This window comes from Ketobacter alkanivorans (genome assembly GCF_002863865.1).
Taxonomy (GTDB): Bacteria; Pseudomonadota; Gammaproteobacteria; order Pseudomonadales; family Ketobacteraceae; genus Ketobacter; species Ketobacter alkanivorans.
Map to the genome: position 1 here is coordinate 1,058,231 of NZ_CP022684.1, position 22,609 is coordinate 1,080,839.

Consider the following 22,609-nt stretch of genomic DNA (forward strand, 5'->3'; position numbering starts at 1 on the left):
TCTGTGCGCAAGCCATTTGTTCGCATCACTCACAACAAAAGGCAAAACAAAAATGAACAGCCGAGGCATCTATTAAGCATTCAATTTACCAGCAAGCTTGTTCTTGAATCGAATAACGGCATTGAAAACTTGCCCCACACCAACACCGCATCACTGATCAATCCAAATCTGGACAAAAAAAAAGGCACCTCACGGTGCCTTCTCTAATAATCTGCCGACTTTTTACTGTTTCAGCGCAGCCATAACCGAGGCAGTAATATCTTCAACTGAACCTACGCCCTCAACTCGGCTATAACGAGTGCTGGCTTGGCCTTTTTCCGCCATTTGTTCGTAAAAACCAACCAGTGGTGCGGTCTGATCATGATAAACCTCAAGGCGCTTACGCACTGTATCTTCTTTATCATCATCACGCTGAACCAGGTCTTCGCCAGTAGCGTCATCTTTGCCTTCAACTTTGGGCGGGTTATATACAGTATGATAAACACGGCCAGAATTAGGGTGTACACGACGACCACTTAAGCGCTTAACGATTTCTTCGTCTTCGACGGCGATTTCAAGAACATGATCAATTTCAACGCCTTCATTTAGCATGGCTTCTGCCTGAGGAATGGTGCGCGGAAAACCATCGAACAAAAAGCCGTTCTTACAGTCGGCTTCCTGAATGCGCTCTTTAACCAGTCCGATAATAATGTCGTCTGAAACCAATTGACCGGCATCCATTACTTTCTTCGCGGCTTGACCCAAAGGTGTACCCGCTTTTACAGCCGCTCGCAGCATGTCGCCGGTAGAAATCTGGGGAATACCAAAAGTCTCTGAAATATATTGTGCCTGAGTCCCTTTACCGGCACCGGGAGCGCCTAAAAGAATGATACGCATTGAGTATGACTCCATAGTAGTTTGTTAAAAATTCGGGTGAGCAGAAATCTGTTTGGGCTGATGCCAGAAAACCGCCAGAAACTTTGTTGTTGCGTCTACTATTCCATTAATAAACAGGATCGGAAACATGCATTTGCAGTAGGCAACCTATCGAATTGTTATACCGTATTATAATAGCGAGGAAGGAGAATACAGGATCCATTCCAGCATAGAAAAGAATGGCCAAACATACACATGAACGCGTCGGGATACAAGCCCACCGACCACCTCAGCCTAACTTACTGATTTTAAATTATTTTATTGCGCTGCTTGAATGGTGCATCCGAATGCGCCCTATCAAAATTACAGGGCCCTGCCGGGCTCAGGCAGCCATATTATCAGCCAGATTGTCTAATTCGGGGCACAGCTCCATCACTTTATCCAATACAGTCTCTGCATCTTCCCTTGTAATAAATTCGTTGCCCCATTCATCCAGTTCTGCCCCCGCCAAACCCGCATCACCAATGCCTTTCTGGGCCAGCAACAGATTACTGAGACGAATCAGCGAGGCATATTCAGAGCATTCCCCCTCATATTCGTCATCGTGATGATGATAAGCGCACACACTGACAGCTTCTGGCAGATTCCATTTTTCCAGCAGGTACCCCCCCATATGGTCATGCCCCAGACGAATAAATTGCTGTGCATCGCCACCAATCACCAGGCTTCGCTCTATATCCTGCAATGAGCGTTGCGGGTAGCGTTCCAGCTCATGATTTAAGAGGCGAAACTCCTGAGGAAACAAATGCCCCATCAAAAGCACACCCAAATTATGGAGCAATCCGCACAGATACGCTCTGGCCGGGTTAATAACCCCCGGTCGGTTTATTTTTCGCGCCAGGCTTTGCGCCAGCACCGCACTGTAAAGCGCATGTTTCCAGAAAGCCCGCAGCCCCAGCGGCCCTTGTTGCGGAACAGAAAACGCCTTGCTTGATGCGATGCCCAACGCAATATTGCTGACCAACTCGAACCCCAGCACCCGTGTGATGGCATCCTGCACCGAATCCAGGTTGCCTCGGTAACCAAAATAAGGCGACCCTGCATAACGCATTACCTGAGCTGCAACACTCGGATCCAGTTCAATGGTGTCCGCCAGATCTGCAGCCGTACTCTCTGGGCTACTGGCCTGCTCCAAAAGACGCAAAGCCATTGCAGGGATCGGCGGCAGGCGCTGCAGCTTATCCAATGCGTTGTAAATTGCGGTAATGGTACGAGGATCTTCTGCCGCCAGCGCGTCACTGGTTGCTGCGGAAAAAACAGAAGGATTAGAAATTACAGCTTTGGGATAAGATTGATACAGTTTGGTCAGATTCGCGATATCAAAGCTGACCAACGCTCTATGACTGCCTCCGCGCATGAATATTCGAGGTTGATCGAACAGGCTGCGATCAATTATGCAGGGTAGATCATAGGGTTCCGCCACCGGAGGCTCAGCCCCTGGTTCTGAATCAAGAAACCAGGCCGACGTCTCCGCCTCATCCAAATACAAAAACTCCCTGCGCAGCAGAGCGGCCAAGCGATCCAGATCCAGCGAGCGGCTGAGGGGCAAAATCGCCATCAGAAACGCCTGTTTTTGTGTGCGCAGCAGAACCGGAACAGCAGTTTGCTCGGGATCAATACCCATTTCATCACACAGTTTGGACAGACTGGTTTCCAGCACATGAGGGTGCACGCGAAACTCCACTGCTTTCTTCTGTAAGTAGCGTCGCAGTGACTCAGCCATTTCCATAAGCGCCTCGGAACAATTTAACCATCAATTAAAACAGTCTAGCCCCTACAGCAGGACAGAATGGACTCAAGGCTGAATTGATTGCTCAGGATTAAAAAAACATCTCGTAACTGGTGAGACTTTAATCACAAAGGCGACAGTAGGCAGGAATAACAGAGTGAGCAGACAGAAAAAAGCCGTTCGATTCCAACAAAGAACGGCTTCAAACAAACCACATTAGGGCAATCGTGAATGAATATTCAACTCAACACGGTGCGAACCTTCCGAAACCGTTAACGGAAAAGGCTCTGCGCTCCAATCACCACTTTGTGGAATAGCGTTACCACTGGGGGAAATTCGCGCCTGTACCACTACCTCTTTAAATTTCGAAAGCGTCATGGCAGGCGTCATCGCATTGTTATCGTTCAATGTTGCCGAAACCGGCCAGCCAGACACGGGTTGACGCACCACAGCCAGGGGCATCGGCGGGCCATTGGCGGCTTTTGCATAGATAAAGAGCACATCCGTCGGGTTGAGATTCGCCTTCACCTCATCTGATACGTCAACCGTCACCACAACTTCTGGCCCAGCTGCCACCTCTTGAGTGGCACCGCTCGATTGCGCCATCTCATTACGTGCTACCTCAATACTACGCTGCAACAACTCAGCGGCTCTGGGGTCAACCTGCTCCCGATTAAGATAAAGCTCCCAAACATGAATGGCTGATTTAAAGTCGCCATCCTGAAACATCGCCATGCCCATGGTCATATACGGCTTGGGGTTATCGGGCTGGGCGCGCATGACCTGCTCCAGCGTACGACGTATTTCAGGCGTCATGTTACCTCCGTTGGCCGCGAGGGTAGCCTGCGTAAACCCCAATACGTAATCCACATTATTGGGGCTTAGGCCCAGCGCACGGCTAAAAGCCAGCTCACTCTGCTGAGGCATTTGTACCTGCAGGTAACTGACCCCCAGCAAGTACCAGCCCTGATCATCTTCGGGGTTCGACTGTAACTGACGTTGCAGTGCACGAATAAAATCATCAACACCTATATCTTCTTTTTCCACGGCCTCAAAGTTTCCGGCCATCATCATCGGCATCACCCGCTGCATGCGCTGCTCTGTGCTGAACCATTCTTTCAGCTCTGGGTGATACCCTTCTGTCCAATACACCAAAAACGCCGCAGCAGGCACCAGCAACACCACAGGCCAGATCATCCACTTACCGCCCTGACCGCGTCGCCTGCCTAGCTCGCTTACCCCAACATCACTCAAAAGAGTCAGCTCAAGCTCCTGTTTCAACTGATCGTATTCGGATTGCACGATGCGTCCATCAATCAGATCCTGATCCAGTTCTTTCAGGCGATCTTTAAACACCATGGCATTGATTACATCGCCAGAAAGCTCCTGTTTAGGGCGAAAATTCAAGACCGGGAGAATGATTATCAGCACGCCAACAATGGTCATGGCACCCAGCGCTACCCACATCAGGGTCATAATCGGATTCCTTTAATTCAGTTCAGGGGTGAAATTATCAACGATCAATGTCATCGAGCTTTTTCAGCAGATCTTCGACCTTGCGATGCTTATCTGCATCAATGACAACCGGCTTAGACGGTTTCGCACTGAGTTTTCGTGCCAGCAGAATAACCACGGTAATCAACGCAATAGCAAACGGCCCAAACCACAAAAACCAGGTGGATGGCTTTATGGGAGGGCGATAGGTAATAAAGTCACCGTAGCGCTCCACCATATAATCCGTGATTTCGCCATTACTGCGGCCCTCGTTTATTAACTTATAGACACGATCTTTGATGTCTTTCGCCAAACCCGCGTTAGAGTCGGATACGTTCTGATTCTGGCATTTAGGGCAACGCAGCTCTTCTACCATCACTCTAAAACGCTGCTCATCGTCATTATTCTTAAATTCATACGCATCAATGGTGGCAAATACACTGCTGCTTGCCAGCATGAATACCCATAGCAACCGAATCATGGTTTGCCTCCCATTTCCTGCCATTTAGGCCACAGTAATTCGCGCCAGTTTTGCGGCGTAATCACACCCACATGGCGATAACGAATCACCCCGTCTGCATCAATCAGATACGTTTCCGGCGCGCCATAAACCCCTAAATCAAGGCCTAAATCTCCGCCTTCATCATAAATATTGTACTTGAATGGATTGCCATGGATTTCCAGATACTTCAGGGCCGCCTGCCTGACATCTTTGTAATTCAAACCGACAATGGTAATACCGTTTTTAGCCAGCTCATTTAACACCGGGTGCTCCACCTGGCAGGAAGGACACCAAGTGGCCCATACATTCAACAACAACGGCCCCTTCAACTGTCGCTCTGTCAGTAGCTGGGCCGGATCTTCCAACCCAGGCAAGGAATACGCCGGAACCCGTTGGTCGATACGAGTAGAAGGTAGTAAAGAAGGGTCAGAATTGAGCGCTTCAAGAAAGAAGTATCCCAACACCACAAATGCAATAAACGGAATCGAAAACAACAGTTTGCTACGACTCATGCCGCATTGCCCCCCATCAAACCGGACGCTGCATTGGCCACCCTCTGCTTAACCTTGACTCGGTAGCGACGATCGCTCATAGCAACAAAACCACCCAGCGCCATAATCATGCCACCACCCCACACCCAGCGCATAAAGGGTTTAAAATATATCCGCACCGCCCAGCTGCCATCGGCCAACGGCTCACCCAAGGCCACGTATAGGTCACGGGTAAAGCCTGCATCTATGGCCGCTTCTGTCATCATATCTTTACGTACATGATAGCGACGCTTTTCCGGGGTCAGAATAGCGATGTGCTCACCATCCTGGGTCACAGAAACAATGCCTCGAGTAGCGAAGTAATTAGGGCCTTCAACATCTTTGACCCCTTCAAACACAAAGTGATACGGGCCAATGTTCACCTCATCACCCGCACTCATGCGCACATCCCGCTCAACATCATAGTTGGCCGTCATGGCTACACCCGCCACGGTTATGGCCATGCCGATATGCGCAATAACCATACCCCGATAGCTCAGCGACAAGCGCTTGAAGCCCGCAACAACACCAGCCTTGGCTGTGCGAATCTTTTTCCACATTTCGAACAAGGAATGGAAAACCACCCACACGCATAACAATAACGTAACAAACACCAGCCAGTTCCAGCCTTCATCAAACAACCACAGGCCAAGCGCTGCGGCCGAAGCAGAAATAACAAACGCCTGAATCATAGTGGTACGCAGCAAAGCAGCATTATGACGTTTCCAGTTCACCAGGGGCCCAATGGCTGAAAAGGCCATCAACACCAGAGTAATAGGCGCAAACATCGTATTAAAGAACGGCTCGCCCACAGAGATTTTGCCCAATTCCAGCACATCAAACAGGATGGGGCTTAGGGTTCCTGCCAACACCACACCGGTAGCGCAAATCAGAATAATGTTATTGATCAACAAGAACACTTCACGAGAGAACAAATCGTAATTGCTTTCACTGTTTAAGGACTGGGCTCGCAGCGCAAACAGCAACAAGGATCCCCCCACCACCAGCAACAGGAACACCAGAATAAAGAACCCACGGGTTGGATCCGCGGCAAACGCATGCACCGACGTCAACACACCGGAGCGCACCAGGAACGTACCCAACAAACTGAGGGAAAACGCCAAAATAGCCAGTAGCACGGTCCAGGCTTTAAATACACCACGCTTCTCAGTCACTGCCAGGGAGTGCATCAACGCAGTTCCGGCTAACCAAGGCATAAAAGAGGCATTCTCTACTGGGTCCCAGAACCACCAACCGCCCCAGCCCAATTCGTAATACGCCCACCAGCTGCCCAGAGCGATACCAATAGTCAGAAAACACCAGGCGACTATTGTCCAAGGGCGCGACCAACGAGCCCAGGCACTGTCCAGCCTTCCCCCCAACAACCCGGCGATGGCGAACGCAAAAGCAACTGAAAAGCCCACATACCCCATATACAGCATGGGCGGATGCACAATCAGTCCGGGATCTTGCAACAGCGGATTCAAATCACCACCATCGGGAGGAAAATCAGGTAGCAGGCGAGAAAACGGATTAGAGGTAAACAGCAGGAATGAATTGAAACCGATAGCAATCAACCCCATCACCCCCAGCACTCGGGATGACACGACAACAGGCAGGTGATGGCTCCAAATGGCTACCGCAGCCGTCCAACCGGCAAGCACCAAAGCCCACAACAGCAACGAGCCTTCGTGCCCACCCCAAACCGCTGAGATCTTGTATCCCACCGGCAGTAAGGTGTTGGACTGGTTAGCCACGTAGGAAACCGTAAAGTCGTTAACCAAAAAGCTATACGCCAGCATCACAAATGCCAACAACAGGAAAGCAAACTGCCCATACGCCGCTGGCCTGGCCACCGCCATCCAGCGCTCATTTTGGAGCCCGGCTCCAACCAGAGGTAACACCGCTTGCACCACGGCCAAGATCATGGCCATCACAATAGCAAAATGCCCGATTTCTGGAATCACGCGCCAACCTCTCTCTCAATTGCAATGTAAGTTGCGATACCCACAGTAAAAAACGCCGCTAACCTTACCATAAACCCCACCTACGCCCTAGTATTGGGCGCTGTGAGAAGCTGCTGTCAAGCAATCAAAGTCAGCAAACCGGCGCGACAACAGCCTAATCTGCCAAGTCTGAAACACATTCCCACACAATTTAGAGGATCAGGTTGTCGATTCTTGACCCCAGAACCGCTAACATGTGTGACTGAAAATAAAGCGTAATTTTGCGCAGGCTGCAGTCAGCTCGAGCCCAATAACAATAACAACACGAAGCGTTGGCCTGGCAATTGGGAATGCCATCTCGAACATCGACTTATCAGCCTGATGATTCTTTTCACTAACAAGACCTCAGATTACTCATGAATCAAAAAAGCTCTTACACCCTCGAAGAACTCTTGGACTGCGGACACGGCAAAATGTTCGGTCCCGGTAATGCTCGTTTACCATTACCCAACATGCTGATGATGGATCGGATCACCAACATCACAGCGGATGGTGGCGAACATGGCAAAGGCGAAATCATCGCCGAGCTGGATATCACCCCAGAACTATGGTTCTTCGCCTGTCACTTTGAAGAAGATCCGGTAATGCCCGGTTGTTTGGGCCTGGACGCAATGTGGCAGCTGATCGGCTTCTTCCTCGGCTGGAAAGGCAATAAAGGACGTGGCCGCGCACTGGGTGCCGGTGAGGTGAAATTCTTCGGCCAGGTACTGCCTACCGCCAAGAAAGTACGTTACGAAATTCAGATGAAGCGCGTAATCGAACGCAAACTGGTGATGGGTATCGGCGATGCCTCACTGCAGGTAGATGGCCGTGAAATTTATACCGCCAAGGATCTGCGTGTAGGGCTGTTCACCTCCACCGACGGCTTCTGATCAAGAACAATATAACGACAACAAACGCGACACACAGAAAGGGTATTACCATGAAACGTGTAGTGGTTACAGGCATGGGCATCGTATCCTGCCTAGGCAACGATAAGGAATCGGTTACTGCGTCCCTGCGCGAAGGCCGTTCCGGTATTCGCTTCAAAGAGGAATACAAGGAAATGGGTCTGCGCAGTAACGTGGCAGGCCAAGTAGACATCGATATTTCCGAACACATCGACCGTAAACCTTTGCGTTTCATGGGCGATGCAGCGGCCTATGCATACATTGCCATGGGCCAGGCTATCGCCGACGCCGGTTTAACAGAAGATCAAGTATCCAACATCCGCACCGGAATCGTAGCCGGCTCCGGTGGTGGCAGCTCCAAGAACCAAGTTGAAGCCGCCGATATTCTGCGCGCCAAAGGCGTCAAACGCATTGGGCCCTATATGGTTCCCCGCGTGATGACCAGCACCGTGTCCGCATGCCTGGCCACCCCATATAAAATCAAAGGGGTCAACTACTCCATCACCTCAGCCTGCGCCACCAGCTCCCACTGCATCGGCAACGCCATGGAGTTAATCCAACTGGGCAAACAGGACGTAATGTTCGCGGGCGGCGGTGAAGAAGAACACTGGAGCCTGACCATGATGTTTGACGCCATGGGTGCACTCTCCTCCAAGTTCAATGATACGCCAGAAAAAGCGTCCCGCGCGTTCGATGCAACCCGTGACGGTTTTGTTATCGCTGGCGGCGGCGGCATGCTGGTGCTGGAAGAGTACGAACATGCCAAAGCCCGTGGCGCGAAAATCTACGCAGAGCTGGTAGGCTATGGCGCTACCTCGGATGGCAGCGACATGGTTGCCCCCTCTGGTGAAGGTGCTACCCGCTGCATGCAAATGGCCATCGCCACCGTAGACACCCCCATCGACTACATCAATGCCCACGGTACCAGCACGCCAGTAGGCGATGTGGCTGAAATGGGCGCTGTGCGCAACGTATTTGGTGATAACATGCCAGTGGTTGGCTCTACTAAATCACTGACCGGTCACTCACTGGGCGCTGCTGGCGTGCAAGAGGCCATTTACAGCTTGTTGATGATGGAGAACGACTTTATTGCTGAATCCATCAACATTGAGCAACTGGATGAAAAGCTGGAAGGCGCCAACATCGCCCGCGAGCGCAAGGACAACGCCGGTTTGAAAACGGTGATGTCCAATAGCTTTGGCTTTGGCGGTACCAACGCTACTCTAGTGTTTCGCAAGATGGGCTGACCTTTAGGGTTGATTGAGGTTATCCGCGAAATCGTAAAAAAGGCAGCTTCGGCTGCCTTTTTTATTGGACGTAAGAAACCACACTTCCGCGTAAATGCCGGTAGTGTTCAGAATTCTGTGTCATTTCTTTATCATTAGACCAAAAGAGGTGACCTATGACCAAACCTACTTTCGATATGGAAGCCGCCCTCAAAGCCCTGCGTGAAGGCCAAGACCTCACTGGCAAGGACGGCATCCTGACACCCCTGATCAAACAGCTCACTGAGGCCGCCATGAAGGCCGAGCTGGAAGAGCATCTGGCCAACGAGGAAGCCCCTAACCGTAAGAACGGCAAGTCTTCCAAGACCATAAAAGGCCCTACGGGCAGCTTTGAGCTGGATACCCCCAGAGACCGGTCTGGCACCTTCGAACCCCAGCTGGTCAAAAAGAACCAGACTCACCTCACCGATGAATTGGAACGCAAGATCCTGGCTCTGTTTGCCCTGGGTAACAGTTATCAGGATATCCGCGGCCATATTGCCGATCTCTACGGTGTCGAGCTTTCCAATGGTACCATCAATGCTGTCACCGACAAGCTTCTCCCAGAGCTTCAGGCATGGCGTGAGCGAGATCTGGAGGCTATCTATCCGATCGTCTGGCTGGATGCGATTCACTACAAGATCAAGGAAAACGGCCGCTATGTCAGCAAGGCTATCTACACCATTCTGGGCCTCAATATCGAAGGCAAGAAGGAGCTGCTGGGCCTGTATTTATCGGATCAGGAAGGTGCTCACCACTGGCTATCTGTGTTGACCGACCTGAACAACCGGGGCCTAAAAGATATTCTGATTGCCTGCGTGGATGGCCTGAAAGGCTTCCCTGAAGCCATTGAGACCATCTACCCCGACACCGAGATTCAGCACTGCATCATCCACCAGATCCGCAACTCCATGAAGTACGTTGCCTCCAAAAATCAGAAAGCCTTCATGAGTGACCTGAAGTGCGTTTACAAGGCTACCACCCTCAACGCCGCAGAAATTGCCTTGGACGACCTGGAAGCCAAATGGGGCGACAAATATCCAATGGTAATCCAGTCTTGGCGCAGTAAATGGCCGACGTTATCGACTTACTTTAAGTACCCGGATTACGTGCAGAAGGCGATCTACACGACAAACGCTGTCGAGGCTGTACACCGCCAGTTCCGAAAACTCACCAAGACGAAAGGCGGCTTCCCTAATGAAAACAGCTTACTGAAGCTGTTGTATGCCGGTATACTCAAAGCCACTGAGCGATGGACTCACCCGATACAGAACTGGAACCTGACGCTGTCACAGCTCACAATCCACTTCCCAGACCGGCTGGAGAAATACATCAGCTTATGACGCCACTAGGCTGACACAGAATTTTGAACGCCCTCTAAATGCCACGCACAAAAAAACGCCAGCGGTTAAGCTGGCGTTTTTATTAAGCGCTAGTCTCAGGAGAGATTAGAACTTGTGGACGATACCAACACCCAGGTTATCTTTGCCTGAGTCAAGCTCAGAAACTTCAAAACTATAAGTATTGTAGTATGCATAAGCGGTTGTTTGCTTAGACAGCTTGTGATCTACACCCAAAGACAGTGCTTCCACATCAATATCTTGTTCCACACCATCAATTTCAGTAGTGGCAGAAGAGTACTGAACTTTAAACAAATTTGACCCTGCAGTGAAGCCAGCGCTCAAGACATATCCATCTTGCTCCAATGAGCCACCATCCACATCTTCATCACTGTTCTCAGCCATCTGATAAATCACCCCAAACTGGAACGCATCCATTTGGTATTGACCCACCAATCGCAAGGTATCAAAGCGAGAGCTAAAGACGCCAAACGATTCTTCATAGTCTTCGGCATCATCAGGATCCAGCATAGCTGTAAGTTCATCAAGAGCAGGATTCTTGATGCTGGAGCCCACCTCGGAATCATAGGCAATTGCTCCATATAGACCATCTTGCTCAAATGTTACGGATGCAGAAAAAGCATCAGCTGGGCCATCTTTAGCATCTTGGCCTGGAACATCCAGGTCATACTCTTCGCCAGGCTGCATAGCAATATTAAACTGCACTCCACCCATATCCGCAGTGGAATACTGGATAACGTTACTGAGGCGGTTCTCACCAACAATCACGTAACCAATATCACCAGACAAGTCATTGAACAGGTCAACCTTTCCCTGTGCTTTCTTTAAAGGGCTATCAAACTTACCCACTTTAACAGTACCAAAGCCGCCCGACAAACCAACAAATCGATCTCGTTGAGACATGTCTTCGCCACTATCAATGTTTACTCCCCACTCGATTTGATAGATAGCTTTCAGGTCATCAGTAATATTCTCACTACCTTTAACACCTACGCGAGAAGCGTTGCTAATAACCTGCCAATTATCCGAATCCAAGTCTAAATCTTCACTTGGGAGCTCGATATTCCAATCAACCATTTCGTAAGATACATTCACCTTACCGTAAACAGTAGGTCCATCTGCCAAAGCCACACCTGGCATAGCAATAGCAGCACCAATAGCTAAAGGAAGCAATTTTACTTTCATTTTTCTCTCCTAGAGGGTCCGAGGTTTTTTCGCAAATATTGTCGGCTTACGAACGGAGCGAAGTATGAATAAGCACTATGACACTTTCGTGACAAACGCATTATTCAAAATGACATCATTAGAATGAATTTAATACGGGGATCATTGGGCACAGCCCACACCATTTGTAGTCGATGCATTATGTGTTATCTCCGTATTTTTCTAATAATATCCTTCCCCTACGCGACCGCCTTAAACAAAAGAATCCGCGACATCGCCCATATGCACAAAAAAGCGATGTTTCGATTATATGACAATCAAGTTAAATGCAAAGAGCTTAGTGCACTTTTTTTGGTCGAAAAGCACACCAAATTCATGACTTGAAACAATATTGGTGCAGTTTGCTGCATAAGTGATCTGAAAGCACACCAATGGGCTGCTACTTTTGATTCACCCACTGCAAAAATGCATCACGGTCAGCATCAGAGGCGCTTTTCCACAGCGACTGCAAACTTTCCATCACTGACTGATTCGCCATTGGCGCTGACACCGGCGCTGCGGTTTGCACCTGATCACTTTCGAATTCATACACCGGTGCCACAGCAGAGCGCAGCTGTGTCATGAACGTTCTGGGCCGGCTCAGCTCCACTGTCGCTTCAACTGTCTGCTTGTTCGCGACATTAATCACGTTAAATTCCGGCTTTTCGGCAAAGCTTTGAGCAGCCCCCAGAGTCACCTGCTTTGGATTAACAACCTGATAGGTCTTACCCGCTTCTGCAAGAAACGTGATTTTTGCAGGGCGAGAAACCACTTTTTCGTGCTCATCATTGGATATTTCAAACAGATCCGAATACTCCACCATCAAAGTACGCTCACCGGCTTGCACGCGATAAGTGGTTTGCTGGCCAATGAAGCCCGTGCTCACCTCATCGTTATCAATATATTTAAACAACACAGTTGGTGAAGATTTGATCAGAGCAGCTTGTTTGTCCTGGCCTTCATACAGGTTTTGTACTTTCTGACTGGCGCATGCCGATAACAAAGAAACCAGCAACACAGAGAGAATCAGACGCTTCATAAAATCATTTCCTTAATCACAGCGGAGTTTTCGGCATCATATTACAGAATTATGTCACGGCTGTGACATACATTCTTAGCACGCATAAAATTCATGACGGAAACCGGCGATCGAAGAACAGGCTGCAGAACAGGTGCGCGGGCCTCTATCCCAGCAGTAATTTAACACCCACTACTACCAGCAAGGCTGCAAAGATCTTTTTAAGAGTGGCCGCCGGTAATCTGTGGGCCAGACGGGCACCGACTTGAGCGAAGATAACGCTGGTAACAGAGATCCCAAGCAGTGCAGGCAGATAGACATAGCCAAAACTGTATTCAGGTGTTGATTCATCCCACCCGGTAACGATAAAACCAAAGGCTCCCGCTACTGCGATTGGCATTCCCCCTGCGGCTGAGGTGCCAACAGCCTGCTGCATCTTAACGTTGCACCAGGTCAGGAAAGGCACACTAAGAGACCCTCCGCCGATACCGAATATTGCAGAAATTGAGCCTATCACCACACCCACCAACGATAGCCCCGCCTTACCAGGAAGCTCTCGGGACGCCTTGGGTTTTACTCCGGCCGCCATCTGCAGTGCTATGAGTATGGCAAATACACCAAACAGCATCTGCAATACTCGGCCGTTGATGATGTCTGCCAGCTTGGCACCCAAAAGGGCTCCGCCGGCTAATCCAAATGCAAACCAGGTAAGCACAGGCCAAAGCACAGCGCCTTTTTTATGATGCTGATAAACTGATCCAGAGGAGGTAATGATGATGGTGGCAAGGGAGGTGCCCACTGCCATATGAGTGAGCACGTCGGGTGAAAACTGAATTGCGCTAAAAGCGTAGATCAACACCGGGACAATAATTAAACCGCCGCCCACACCAAGCAGGCCAGCGGCTAACCCTGCCACTATACCCAGGGCAGGGTATATCAAGTATTCCATTAACCGGTGAAGCCGTAACTCATTAAACGCTGATAGCGCTCCGCCATCAGGGCTTCTTCATCTTTGGCGGTAAGGCGCTCCAGGTTTTCGATCAAGGCAGCCTTAAGTGAATCGGCCACTGCGCTATGATTACGATGACTGCCACCCAGCGGCTCCGGAATAATCTGATCCACCAGCCCCAGCTCATGCAGTCGTTCAGCCGTGAGCCCCATGGCGGCTGCCGCATCCGATGCGTACTCGGCACTTTTCCAAAGAATGGAGGCACAGCCTTCGGGCGAAATGACTGAGTACGTACTGTACTGAAGCATCTGTAAATGATCACACACGCCAATGGCCAGCGCACCGCCGGAGCCACCTTCGCCGATGACAGTGGCGATGATGGGGGTTTTCAAACTGGCCATTACCGCTAGATTACGGGCGATGGCCTCGCTCTGACCTCGCTCTTCTGCTTCGATGCCAGGATAAGCTCCGGGGGTATCGATAAAGGTCAGCAGTGGCATTTTAAAACGCTCCGCCATCTGCATCAGGCGCATGGCCTTGCGATAGCCCTCTGGCTGCGGCATGCCAAAATTACGGCGTACTTTTTCTTTAACATCCCGACCTTTCTGATGGCCGATGATCATTACCGGCTTGCCGTCCAAACGGGCCACACCGCCAATAATGGCCTTGTCATCCCCAAAGGTACGATCACCGTGGAGCTCATCGAACTCGGTAAAAATCAGGTCGATATAATCCAAGGTGTAGGGACGCTTGGGGTGGCGCGCCAGCTGGGCAATTTGCCAGGAGGTTAAATTGGAAAAGATGGTTTCAGTCAGCGAAAGGCTCTTGTCTTTCAGCTGTTTCACTTCATCGGTAATATTCAGTGCGGTGCTGTCGCCCATATTGCGCAGCTCGTTAATCTTGGATTCCAGTTCTGCGATAGGTTGTTCGAAATCCAGATAGTTAGGATTCATAACTCATTGATCCTGTTTAATTGTTATAGGCTATGGGTTAGCGAGTTTATTCAGCCCAATACCTTACGTGAAGCGCGCCAACCTGTCGAGATTTAGGCTGGCAAGAAGGGGCGCGATTTTGTGGCAAAATGTTATCCCAACCGGCTGGCAGTCAGGATCAGCGATAATGCACTGTCAGGGTTCGCTCACCACACAGCTGCTCTAATTGTTTTATAAGCTCCGGCTTGGGGGAAATACGCCAGTCGTCCCCCAGGTATAGGCGTCCATGAGCACCCTGACGGGCATACTGAATCCGGACCTTGCAGCCGCCTTCGCGATAGGGTGTCAGGGCAGCCTGCAATTGTTGGCTGAACTCTGGCCCTACTCGGGACTGGTCGATGTCTAAACTGATCAAACGGGCGTAGTTTTCCCGCGCTTGAGCGATACCAAAGACTTTGCGGGTTACCATTTTCAGGCCGCCGGAGTAGTCATCCATGCTGACATCCCCTTCCACCACCAGTACCGCATCTTTGATAAGCTGATCCTTATATTCTTCATAGGTATCAGAGAAGATGGATATTTCCAAACGCCCGCTCTTGTCATCCAACGTCAAGAATGCCATTTTGTCGCCGCGTTTGTTTTTCATGACCCGCTGAGCAATCACCAGCCCGGCCACGATGGAGCGCGACTCTTTAGTGTTACCTGGTTTCACATCGGCGATCCGACAAGAGATAAAGTGGGAAATCTCCTCTAGATACTGATCTATAGGGTGTCCGGTCAGATACAGGCCAAGGGTATCTTTTTCGCCGTTAAGACGCTCATCATCACTCCAGGGTTTGACCTTGGCCCACTCGGGTTCGGGCTGCTCCTCTTCTTCCACAGCACCGAACATGTCCATGATGCCAAGATCCTGGTTTTTACTTTCCTGCTCGGCGTAACGCATGGCCTCCTGCAGGCTGGCCATAAGAGTGGCGCGGTCTGGCCCCAGCTTGTCCAATGCGCCGGCACGCACCAAGGCTTCCATAGAGCGCTTATTGAGTTTTTTCAGATCGACTCTGCGGCAGAACTCAAACAAGTTTTTGAAGGGCTTATTAGCGTCGCGGGCCTCCAGGATAGCCTCGATGGGGCCCTCCCCCAATCCTTTGATTGCGCCTAACCCGTACACAACCTGCTCTTGCTCACCCACTGTAAACTTGTACTCACTGACGTTCACATCCGGCGACACAATAGCCAGTTTCATGCGACGACATTCATCAATCAACGTCACCACTTTGTCGGTGTTGTGCATATCGGCAGACAGCACCGCGGCCATAAAACCAGCTGGATAATGGGCCTTGAGCCAAGCTGTCTGATACGACACCAGTGCATAGGCAGCGGAGTGGGATTTGTTAAAGCCGTACTTGGCGAACTCTTCCATGGTGTCGAAGATTTCGCCTGAAAGTTTAGGGTCGATGCCATTCTTGGCAGCACCATCCACAAACAAACCCCGTTGCTGGGCCATAACGTCGGCTTTCTTTTTACCCATAGCACGACGCAACAAATCAGCGCCGCCCAGAGTAAAATCTGCCAGCACCTGGGGAATCAGCATCACCTGTTCCTGATACAGAATGGTGCCGTAGGTGGTATCCAGAACAGGCTTCAGATCGGGGTGGGGGTAATCTACCTTTTGCCGCCCATGCTTTCGGGCGATAAAGTCATCCACCATGCCAGAACCCAGAGGGCCAGGACGAAACAAGGCCACCAACGCGACGATGTCTTCGAAGGTGTTAGGTTTGAGGCGTTTTATCAGATCTTTCATACCCCGTGATTCCAGCTGGAATACGGCGGTGGTCTCGGCTCTTTGCAGCAGGTCAAAAGAAGCTTGGTCATCGAGCGGAATTCGCTCAATGTCTACCGGTGGCTCGCCCTGCTTTTCCAATACAGGATTGATGGTTTTCAGGGCCCAGTCCACGATGGTCAACGTGCGCAGGCCGAGGAAATCGAACTTCACCAAGCCCGCTGCTTCCACATCGTCTTTATCAAACTGGGTAACCAGGTTGTTACCGTGTTCATCGCAATAGAGAGGCACGTAATCCGTAAGGGCAGAAGGCGCAATGACCACACCTCCGGCGTGCTTACCCACGTTACGGGTAATACCTTCCAGCTTGAGGGCCATGTCCAGCAGTTCACGGACGTCCTCATCGCGATCGTACAATTCTTGCAGCTGGGGCTCCTGCTCTATGGCTTTGCTGAGTGTCATACCGACTTCAAAGGGAATCAGTTTGGCAATACGATCCACGAAACCGTAGGATCGACCTTGTACTCGCCCAACATCGCGCACTACCGCTTTTGCCGCCATCGAACCGAATGTAATGATCTGGCTGACCGCATTACGACCATATTTTTCGGCCACATAATCGATAACACGATCACGACCGTCCATACAAAAGTCAACGTCGAAATCGGGCATGGATACCCGCTCAGGGTTGAGAAACCGTTCGAACAGCAGATCGTATTCCAATGGATCGAGGTCGGTTATTTTCAGCACGTAGGCAACGAGAGAGCCTGCGCCGGAGCCCCGCCCCGGCCCCACCGGCACACCATTGTTTTTGGCCCATTGGATAAAGTCCGCAACAATGAGGAAGTACCCAGGAAACCCCATCTGAATGATTACATCCAACTCACTCTGCAAACGCTCATCATAAGGTTTGCGGATTTCGGCAAACCCAGGATCATTCACGTCATACAGAAAGGCCAGGCGTTGCTCGAGCCCCTTGCGGGATTCGGCGATGATAAAGTCGTCCAACGTCATGCCTTCAGGCACTGGGTAGTCCGGCAGGAAATAGGTGCCCAGGGGGATCTCAAAACTGCAGCGCTTCGCTATCTCAACCGTGTTTTCGATGGCCTCAGGGATGTCCTGAAACAGCTCACACATCTCTTCGGGGGATTTCAGATACTGCTCTTCACTGTAGCGTTGCTCACGACTGGGGTCTTCCAGTGTCCAACCCTCGTATATACAGACGCGGGTTTCGTGGGCTTCAAAGTCATCCCGTTTCAGAAAACGGACATCGTTGGTCGCCACCACCGGCAAGTTGAACTTCTGCGCGACATCTACAGCAAGGTGCAAATAGGTTTCATCATCCTGACGCGAGGTACGGTGAAGCTCCAAATAAAACGAATCAGGAAACAGCTCGCTGTACTCTGCAAGCAGCTGCTCGACTTTGTCGTGCTTCCCCCCTAGTAATGCACGACCGATTTCGGCTTGCCTGCCACCGGACAAACAGATCAAGCCATCTGTTTTTTGTCGCAGGTAGTCACGGGCAATAATTGCTTTGTCGAGCTTTTGGCCATGTAGATAAGATTCAGACACCAGTTCAGTCAGGTTGCGATAACCTTGTAAGCTTTTGGCGAGCAATACGATCTGGGTTGGCGGCTCATCGGGCTGGGCTGATTCAAGCAGTACGTCTGCGCCGTAAATGGGTTTGAGCCCCGCATCCATGGCAGACCGCTGAAACTTCACCAGGGCGAACATGTTGCAGAAATCCGTAAGAGCCAAGGCTGGCATATTCATTTCAGAACACAATTTCGCCAACGGCTTAATACGCACCAGTCCATCCACCAGTGAATATTCAGAATGAATACGCAGATGTACGAATGGTTGTGTCATGTTAGTGCGCCTGTGCTGTAGGTGAGTTTAATCCAGCAATTTTGCCACCGGCCCGAACGAGCGGCGGTGTATTTCCGTAGGGCCGAGCTTATGCAAGGCATCCATGTGAACTTTGGTAGGATAGCCTTTATGCTTGGCAAAGCCATAGCCAGGATAGCGCTGCTCCATCTCATCCATCTCTCGGTCACGAGTGACTTTAGCGAGGATAGAGGCCGCGCTGATGCAGGGTTCAGTGAGATCCCCTTTTACAATTGCCTGAGATGGGCAGGGCAAATTCGGACACCGATTACCATCCACCAAGGCAAATTCTGCCATCGGTGACAGTTGTTCTACTGCCCTCTGCATAGCCAGCATACTGGCGTGCAAGATATTGAGTTTATCTATTTCCTCTACATTGGCTCGGCCAATGGCCCACGCCAGAGCATCCCGCTGGATGATCTCAAACAGAGCTTCGCGCTTTTTTTCTGAGAGTTTCTTGGAATCGGTAAGCCCCGCAATGGGTTTGTCAGGATGAAGTATCACCGCTGCAGCAACCACATCCCATGCCAATGGCCCGCGCCCGACCTCATCAACACCTGCGATCAGTTTACCATTGGCGAAGCCAATCTCAGCCTGCATTTACTACGCCCTCACCCGCCGAACTAGCCTGCTTTTCGAGCAAACCGGCAATGGCCGCAGCGGCCTGCTCGCTGGCATTCATATTCAGTTGATCGTGGATTTCACCGAAACGTGCCTGCATGGTCTTACAGCGCTGTGGATCCTGCATTAAACCAAAGAGCGCACGAGCCAGAACCTCCGGGCGTGCATTTTCCTGCAAGAATTCAGGGGCAATTTCTTCATCCGCCAGTAAGTTGGGCAGGGCAATAAACTTGTTCTTCACCAATGGGGACAAAATCGCATGAGTAATCGCCCCCCAGCTGAAGGCCACTACCATCGGGCGTTTCAGCAACATGGCTTCCAATGTCACGGTGCCAGAGGTAGCCAACACGTAATCAGCGCCCGCCATCACCTCTCGGGCATGACCATCCACCAACTGGATGGGCAATTCAGTATTCAGTTGTTTCAACTGCAGTTCGAACTGGTGTCGACGCTGATCATTCGCTAACGGCACAATAAACTTGGTTTGGGGGCTCATGATGGCTATCAGGCGCATGGTTTCCAAAAACAATGGGCCCATGTATTTCAGTTCACCACCGCGACTTCCTGGTAGAACCGCTACAACCTTATCGGCCGGCGCAAATTCCCAATAGCGCTTGGCGCGGTCATGATCGATTTTGGAATCAATATCTGTCGCAAAGGGGTGCCCAACAAACTTTACCGGTACATCAAAGCGTTTATAGAAATCTGCCTCGAACGGAAGCAGTGTCAGCATCAAATCCACATCGCGGCGAATTTTGAAAACCCGCTTCTGTCGCCAGGCCCAAACGGTTGGTGAAACGTAGTGTACGGTTTTGATACCGTGCGTTTTTAAGAAGCCTTCTACGGGTAGATTGAAATCAGGGGAATCAATACCGATGAACACATCAATTTTTTCATCGAGAAATCGCTGTTTTAAAGTCTTGCGAATATTGAGTAGTTCTCGCAACCGGCCCAGCACCGCAAATATACCCATCACACTCAGTCGGTCTATGGGGAAAAGACTTTCGCAACCGGCCTCGATCATAGCCGGACCACCAATCCCCACAAATCGAGCGCTCGGCCAGTGTTTGCGCAACGCCTTAATCAGGCCGGCACCCAGCTGGTCACCGGACATTTCGCCCGCAACAATGCCAACAGTGATCGCAGAACTGTTATGAGGAGGCATATCAGTACCGAAATTAGCGGGCAATGCCACGACTGGAAGACTTTATCGAATCGATGAAAAGCTGTAGATTGGGATCGTGGGGCTTCGCTTCGAGCTGAGCCAAAGCCTGCTCGAGTTTCAATCCACGCATGTACACGGTTTTGTAGGCATCTTTCAATAACGACATGGATTCCTTGCTGAAATTGCGCCGCCGCATGCCTTCAAAATTCATACCTGCGGGCCTTGCCGGGTTACCCGCTACCATCATAAAGGCTGGCACGTCCTTACCGGTCAACGCTCCCATCCCCAGCATTGCATAAGGCCCCACGTGACAGAACTGGTGAGCACCGGAAAACCCGGCAAAAATCACATCATGGGCCACATGCACGTGCCCAGCCATGGTGGCATGGGCTGCAAAAATATTATCATCGCCGATCTGGCAGTCATGGGCCACATGCACGTATCCCATGATCAGGTTGCGACTGCCGATACGGGTTACACCTTCATCCTGTATGGTTCCACGATGAATCGTACAACACTCACGAATGTGGTTATCGTCACCAATTTCCAGGCGGGTTGGTTCGCCTTTGTATTTTTTGTCCTGGCAATCCTCTCCCACCGAGGCAAACTGGAATATGCGATTACGCTTGCCAATCTTGGTGGGGCCTTTAATGCAGGCATGAGAATTAACTACGGTACCAGAGTCGATTTCGACACCGGGACCGATATAGGAAAACGGGCCAACTTCGACATCCGCAGCCAGCTCCGCCTTTGGATCAACTACAGCTTGTGGGTGGATCAATCTACAAATCCCTTTCTGCACAGGTTATATCGGAAACGGCGACCTCTTGCCCGTCCACCGTTGCTACCGCATGGAACTTCCAAATAGTACGTTTTCTGGATTTAATGGTAGCTCGCATCACCAACTGCTCACCCGGCAAAACCGGCCGACGAAACTTGGTTTTATCTACAGAGGCCACCACATAAACCTTGTTGCTGCTGGCAGTCTGACCGACTGTCTTGAACGCCAGCAAGCCCGCCGTTTGCGCCATTGCCTCGATAATGAGTACGCCGGGCAAAATAGGGTTATCGGGAAAATGCCCTTCAAATACTGGCTCATTATTGGAAATGCCGCGTACCGCAACAATGTACTCCCCTTCAACCAGCTCAAGCACCCTGTCCACTTGCAGGAATGGGGCACGATGGGGAAGGATCTCTTTAATTTCGTTAATATTCATCATAGTTCAACGGGTAGAATCTATCTCATTTTAAATCACTAGCTTAGGGGGATTCCAGCAACAATTCATCTCTTATAAGGTAACACGATATGAATCACTGGTCAGAGGTTTGCTGAGATTTTAACAGCTTCTCCAGTCGGCTGATTTTGCGGGCCATTTCATCGAGCTGACGGAACCGCGCTGCATTTTTGCGCCAAAGAGACGTGGTAGACATGGCGGTACCTGAGGAATAGGAGCCGGGCTCTGTAATGCTTTTGGTAATAGCGCTGCGCATGGTGAGATGAACTCGATCTGTTATCTCAAGGTGTCCGGCAATGCCAACGGCACCGGCAATTGTACAGTACTTACCAATTTTGGTGCTTCCCGCGATGCCGGTACAACCGGCGATGGCGGTACACTCCCCTATCTCAACGTTGTGCGCTATCTGAATCTGGTTATCCAGAATCACCCCGTTGCCGATAATCGTATCCTGAATGGCACCGCGATCGATGGTGGTATTAGCGCCCACCTCCACATCATTGCCAATGCTGACCGCACCCACCTGGGCGATTTTCTGCCACTGGCCTTGGTCATTGGCAAAACCGAAGCCATCGGCACCAACCACTACACCACTGTGAAACGTGCAGCGATCACCGGTTTTGACGCCATGATAAAACGTTACGTTGGCATGCAGCGTTGTGTTTGCACCGATGCTGCAATTTGCACCCACTACAGCCCCTGCACCAACCTCGACGTTGTCCGCCAGTACAGCGCCAGACTCAATAACCGCCATTGGGCCAATTCGACACCCGGCACCCAACACGGCATCCGTTGCCACATAGGCAGAAGGATGCACTCCGCAATCTGGGCGAGGACGACGATCGAAAAAGTGGGATACTTTGGCGTACATCAGATAAGGGTTATCTGCCACCAATGCGGCCACAGGGCAATCGCTGGCAAACTGTGGATTGATAATAACCGCAGTGGCGGCTGTGCTATCAAGTTGGCGACGATACATGGGATTGGCAAGAAAACTGAGCTGCCCGCTCCCGGCGCTGCCCAAGGTAGCAAGACTATGCACCTCGAGATTCGGATTGCCGACCAGTTCCAGACCCAACGACTGAGCCAGATCCCCCAGTCGCCAGCTTGATTTAACCACCGCGCCAACC

The 22,609-nt window shown here is 50.8% G+C and carries 19 protein-coding genes; 3 read left to right on the forward strand and 16 right to left on the reverse strand.

The window, feature by feature from the left end; genetic code table 11:
- Positions 1–222: 222 nt before the first annotated feature.
- From adk to Kalk_RS04475, 6 genes are all read right to left on the reverse strand, one after another.
- Positions 223–876 carry an adenylate kinase gene (gene adk, locus Kalk_RS04450; RefSeq protein WP_101893053.1) on the reverse strand — a complete coding sequence of 218 codons (654 nt, stop codon included), beginning with the start codon at positions 874–876 and terminating at the stop codon, positions 223–225.
- 361 nt (positions 877–1,237) lie between these two features.
- Positions 1,238–2,638 carry an HDOD domain-containing protein gene (locus Kalk_RS04455; RefSeq protein WP_158643299.1) on the reverse strand — a complete coding sequence of 467 codons (1,401 nt, stop codon included), beginning with the start codon at positions 2,636–2,638 and terminating at the stop codon, positions 1,238–1,240.
- 222 nt (positions 2,639–2,860) lie between these two features.
- Positions 2,861–4,120: a c-type cytochrome biogenesis protein CcmI gene (gene ccmI / locus Kalk_RS04460; RefSeq protein WP_101893055.1), complete on the reverse strand. Its 1,260-nt coding sequence runs from the start codon at positions 4,118–4,120 to the stop codon at positions 2,861–2,863.
- Positions 4,121–4,157: 37 nt separating this feature from the next.
- Complete coding sequence (locus tag Kalk_RS04465) at positions 4,158–4,619, reverse strand: cytochrome c-type biogenesis protein (protein WP_101893056.1); 462 nt, start codon at positions 4,617–4,619, stop codon at positions 4,158–4,160.
- Positions 4,616–5,152: a DsbE family thiol:disulfide interchange protein gene (locus tag Kalk_RS04470; protein WP_101893057.1), complete on the reverse strand. Its 537-nt coding sequence runs from the start codon at positions 5,150–5,152 to the stop codon at positions 4,616–4,618. Before Kalk_RS04470 ends, Kalk_RS04465 begins: the two co-directional genes overlap by 4 nt.
- Positions 5,149–7,137 carry a heme lyase CcmF/NrfE family subunit gene (locus tag Kalk_RS04475; protein ID WP_101893058.1) on the reverse strand — a complete coding sequence of 663 codons (1,989 nt, stop codon included), beginning with the start codon at positions 7,135–7,137 and terminating at the stop codon, positions 5,149–5,151. The genes Kalk_RS04470 and Kalk_RS04475 overlap by 4 nt, the downstream gene beginning before the upstream one ends.
- 395 nt (positions 7,138–7,532) lie before the next feature.
- Between Kalk_RS04475 and fabA the strand changes: the two genes are divergently transcribed.
- The 3 genes from fabA to Kalk_RS04490 all read left to right on the forward strand — a co-directional run bounded on the left by fabA (position 7,533) and on the right by Kalk_RS04490 (position 10,674).
- Entirely contained in the window at positions 7,533–8,048 is a 516-nt protein-coding gene (gene fabA / locus Kalk_RS04480; RefSeq protein ID WP_101893059.1) for a bifunctional 3-hydroxydecanoyl-ACP dehydratase/trans-2-decenoyl-ACP isomerase, read from the forward strand.
- A gap of 50 nt (positions 8,049–8,098) precedes the next feature.
- Positions 8,099–9,313, forward strand: coding sequence for a beta-ketoacyl-ACP synthase I (gene fabB / locus Kalk_RS04485; RefSeq protein WP_101893060.1), 1,215 nt, complete (start codon positions 8,099–8,101; stop codon positions 9,311–9,313).
- 155 nt (positions 9,314–9,468) lie between these two features.
- Positions 9,469–10,674: an IS256 family transposase gene (locus Kalk_RS04490; protein WP_101892936.1), complete on the forward strand. Its 1,206-nt coding sequence runs from the start codon at positions 9,469–9,471 to the stop codon at positions 10,672–10,674.
- 105 nt (positions 10,675–10,779) lie between these two features.
- Here Kalk_RS04490 and Kalk_RS04495 read toward each other — a convergent pair whose 3' ends face one another.
- From Kalk_RS04495 to lpxD, 10 genes are all read right to left on the reverse strand, one after another.
- Complete coding sequence (locus Kalk_RS04495) at positions 10,780–11,877, reverse strand: porin (RefSeq protein ID WP_101893061.1); 1,098 nt, start codon at positions 11,875–11,877, stop codon at positions 10,780–10,782.
- Positions 11,878–12,295: 418 nt separating this feature from the next.
- Positions 12,296–12,934, reverse strand: coding sequence for a DUF2057 family protein (locus Kalk_RS04500; protein WP_101893062.1), 639 nt, complete (start codon positions 12,932–12,934; stop codon positions 12,296–12,298).
- 145 nt (positions 12,935–13,079) lie between these two features.
- Positions 13,080–13,862 carry a sulfite exporter TauE/SafE family protein gene (locus Kalk_RS04505; protein ID WP_101893063.1) on the reverse strand — a complete coding sequence of 261 codons (783 nt, stop codon included), beginning with the start codon at positions 13,860–13,862 and terminating at the stop codon, positions 13,080–13,082.
- Complete coding sequence (locus Kalk_RS04510) at positions 13,862–14,815, reverse strand: acetyl-CoA carboxylase carboxyltransferase subunit alpha (RefSeq protein ID WP_101893064.1); 954 nt, start codon at positions 14,813–14,815, stop codon at positions 13,862–13,864. The genes Kalk_RS04505 and Kalk_RS04510 overlap by 1 nt, the downstream gene beginning before the upstream one ends.
- Positions 14,816–14,972: 157 nt before the next feature.
- Positions 14,973–18,440, reverse strand: a complete 3,468-nt coding sequence (dnaE, locus tag Kalk_RS04515; RefSeq protein ID WP_101893065.1) for a DNA polymerase III subunit alpha — start codon at positions 18,438–18,440, stop codon at positions 14,973–14,975.
- 27 nt (positions 18,441–18,467) lie between these two features.
- The gene (gene rnhB / locus Kalk_RS04520; protein ID WP_101893066.1) at positions 18,468–19,058 is read right to left on the reverse strand and encodes a ribonuclease HII; all 591 of its coding nucleotides are present in this window, start codon (positions 19,056–19,058) and stop codon (positions 18,468–18,470) included.
- Entirely contained in the window at positions 19,048–20,244 is a 1,197-nt protein-coding gene (gene lpxB, locus Kalk_RS04525) for a lipid-A-disaccharide synthase (RefSeq protein ID WP_101893067.1), read from the reverse strand. Before lpxB ends, rnhB begins: the two co-directional genes overlap by 11 nt.
- Positions 20,245–20,257: 13 nt before the next feature.
- On the reverse strand, positions 20,258–21,025 hold the full coding sequence (gene lpxA, locus Kalk_RS04530; protein ID WP_101893068.1) for an acyl-ACP--UDP-N-acetylglucosamine O-acyltransferase: 768 nt from the start codon (positions 21,023–21,025) through the stop codon (positions 20,258–20,260).
- 1 nt (position 21,026) lies between these two features.
- Positions 21,027–21,464, reverse strand: a complete 438-nt coding sequence (gene fabZ / locus Kalk_RS04535) for a 3-hydroxyacyl-ACP dehydratase FabZ (RefSeq protein WP_101893069.1) — start codon at positions 21,462–21,464, stop codon at positions 21,027–21,029.
- Between the two features lie 91 nt (positions 21,465–21,555).
- Positions 21,556–22,599, reverse strand: coding sequence for a UDP-3-O-(3-hydroxymyristoyl)glucosamine N-acyltransferase (gene lpxD / locus Kalk_RS04540; protein ID WP_233716815.1), 1,044 nt, complete (start codon positions 22,597–22,599; stop codon positions 21,556–21,558).
- Between the last annotated feature and the right edge of the window lie 10 nt (positions 22,600–22,609).

Coding starts and splice junctions, on each gene's coding strand:
- rnhB (WP_101893066.1), bottom strand. CDS start 19,058: ATGCAGGCTGAGATTGGCTTCGCCAATGGTAAACTGATCGCAGGTGTT.
- Kalk_RS04495 (WP_101893061.1), bottom strand. CDS start 11,877: ATGAAAGTAAAATTGCTTCCTTTAGCTATTGGTGCTGCTATTGCTATG.
- Kalk_RS04500 (WP_101893062.1), bottom strand. CDS start 12,934: ATGAAGCGTCTGATTCTCTCTGTGTTGCTGGTTTCTTTGTTATCGGCA.
- Kalk_RS04455 (WP_158643299.1), bottom strand. CDS start 2,638: ATGGCTGAGTCACTGCGACGCTACTTACAGAAGAAAGCAGTGGAGTTT.
- fabB (WP_101893060.1), top strand. CDS start 8,099: ATGAAACGTGTAGTGGTTACAGGCATGGGCATCGTATCCTGCCTAGGC.
- dnaE (WP_101893065.1), bottom strand. CDS start 18,440: ATGACACAACCATTCGTACATCTGCGTATTCATTCTGAATATTCACTG.
- lpxB (WP_101893067.1), bottom strand. CDS start 20,244: ATGCCTCCTCATAACAGTTCTGCGATCACTGTTGGCATTGTTGCGGGC.
- Kalk_RS04465 (WP_101893056.1), bottom strand. CDS start 4,619: ATGATTCGGTTGCTATGGGTATTCATGCTGGCAAGCAGCAGTGTATTT.
- fabA (WP_101893059.1), top strand. CDS start 7,533: ATGAATCAAAAAAGCTCTTACACCCTCGAAGAACTCTTGGACTGCGGA.
- Kalk_RS04490 (WP_101892936.1), top strand. CDS start 9,469: ATGACCAAACCTACTTTCGATATGGAAGCCGCCCTCAAAGCCCTGCGT.
- fabZ (WP_101893069.1), bottom strand. CDS start 21,464: ATGATGAATATTAACGAAATTAAAGAGATCCTTCCCCATCGTGCCCCA.
- Kalk_RS04505 (WP_101893063.1), bottom strand. CDS start 13,862: ATGGAATACTTGATATACCCTGCCCTGGGTATAGTGGCAGGGTTAGCC.
- adk (WP_101893053.1), bottom strand. CDS start 876: ATGCGTATCATTCTTTTAGGCGCTCCCGGTGCCGGTAAAGGGACTCAG.
- Kalk_RS04470 (WP_101893057.1), bottom strand. CDS start 5,152: ATGAGTCGTAGCAAACTGTTGTTTTCGATTCCGTTTATTGCATTTGTG.
- ccmI (WP_101893055.1), bottom strand. CDS start 4,120: ATGACCCTGATGTGGGTAGCGCTGGGTGCCATGACCATTGTTGGCGTG.
- Kalk_RS04510 (WP_101893064.1), bottom strand. CDS start 14,815: ATGAATCCTAACTATCTGGATTTCGAACAACCTATCGCAGAACTGGAA.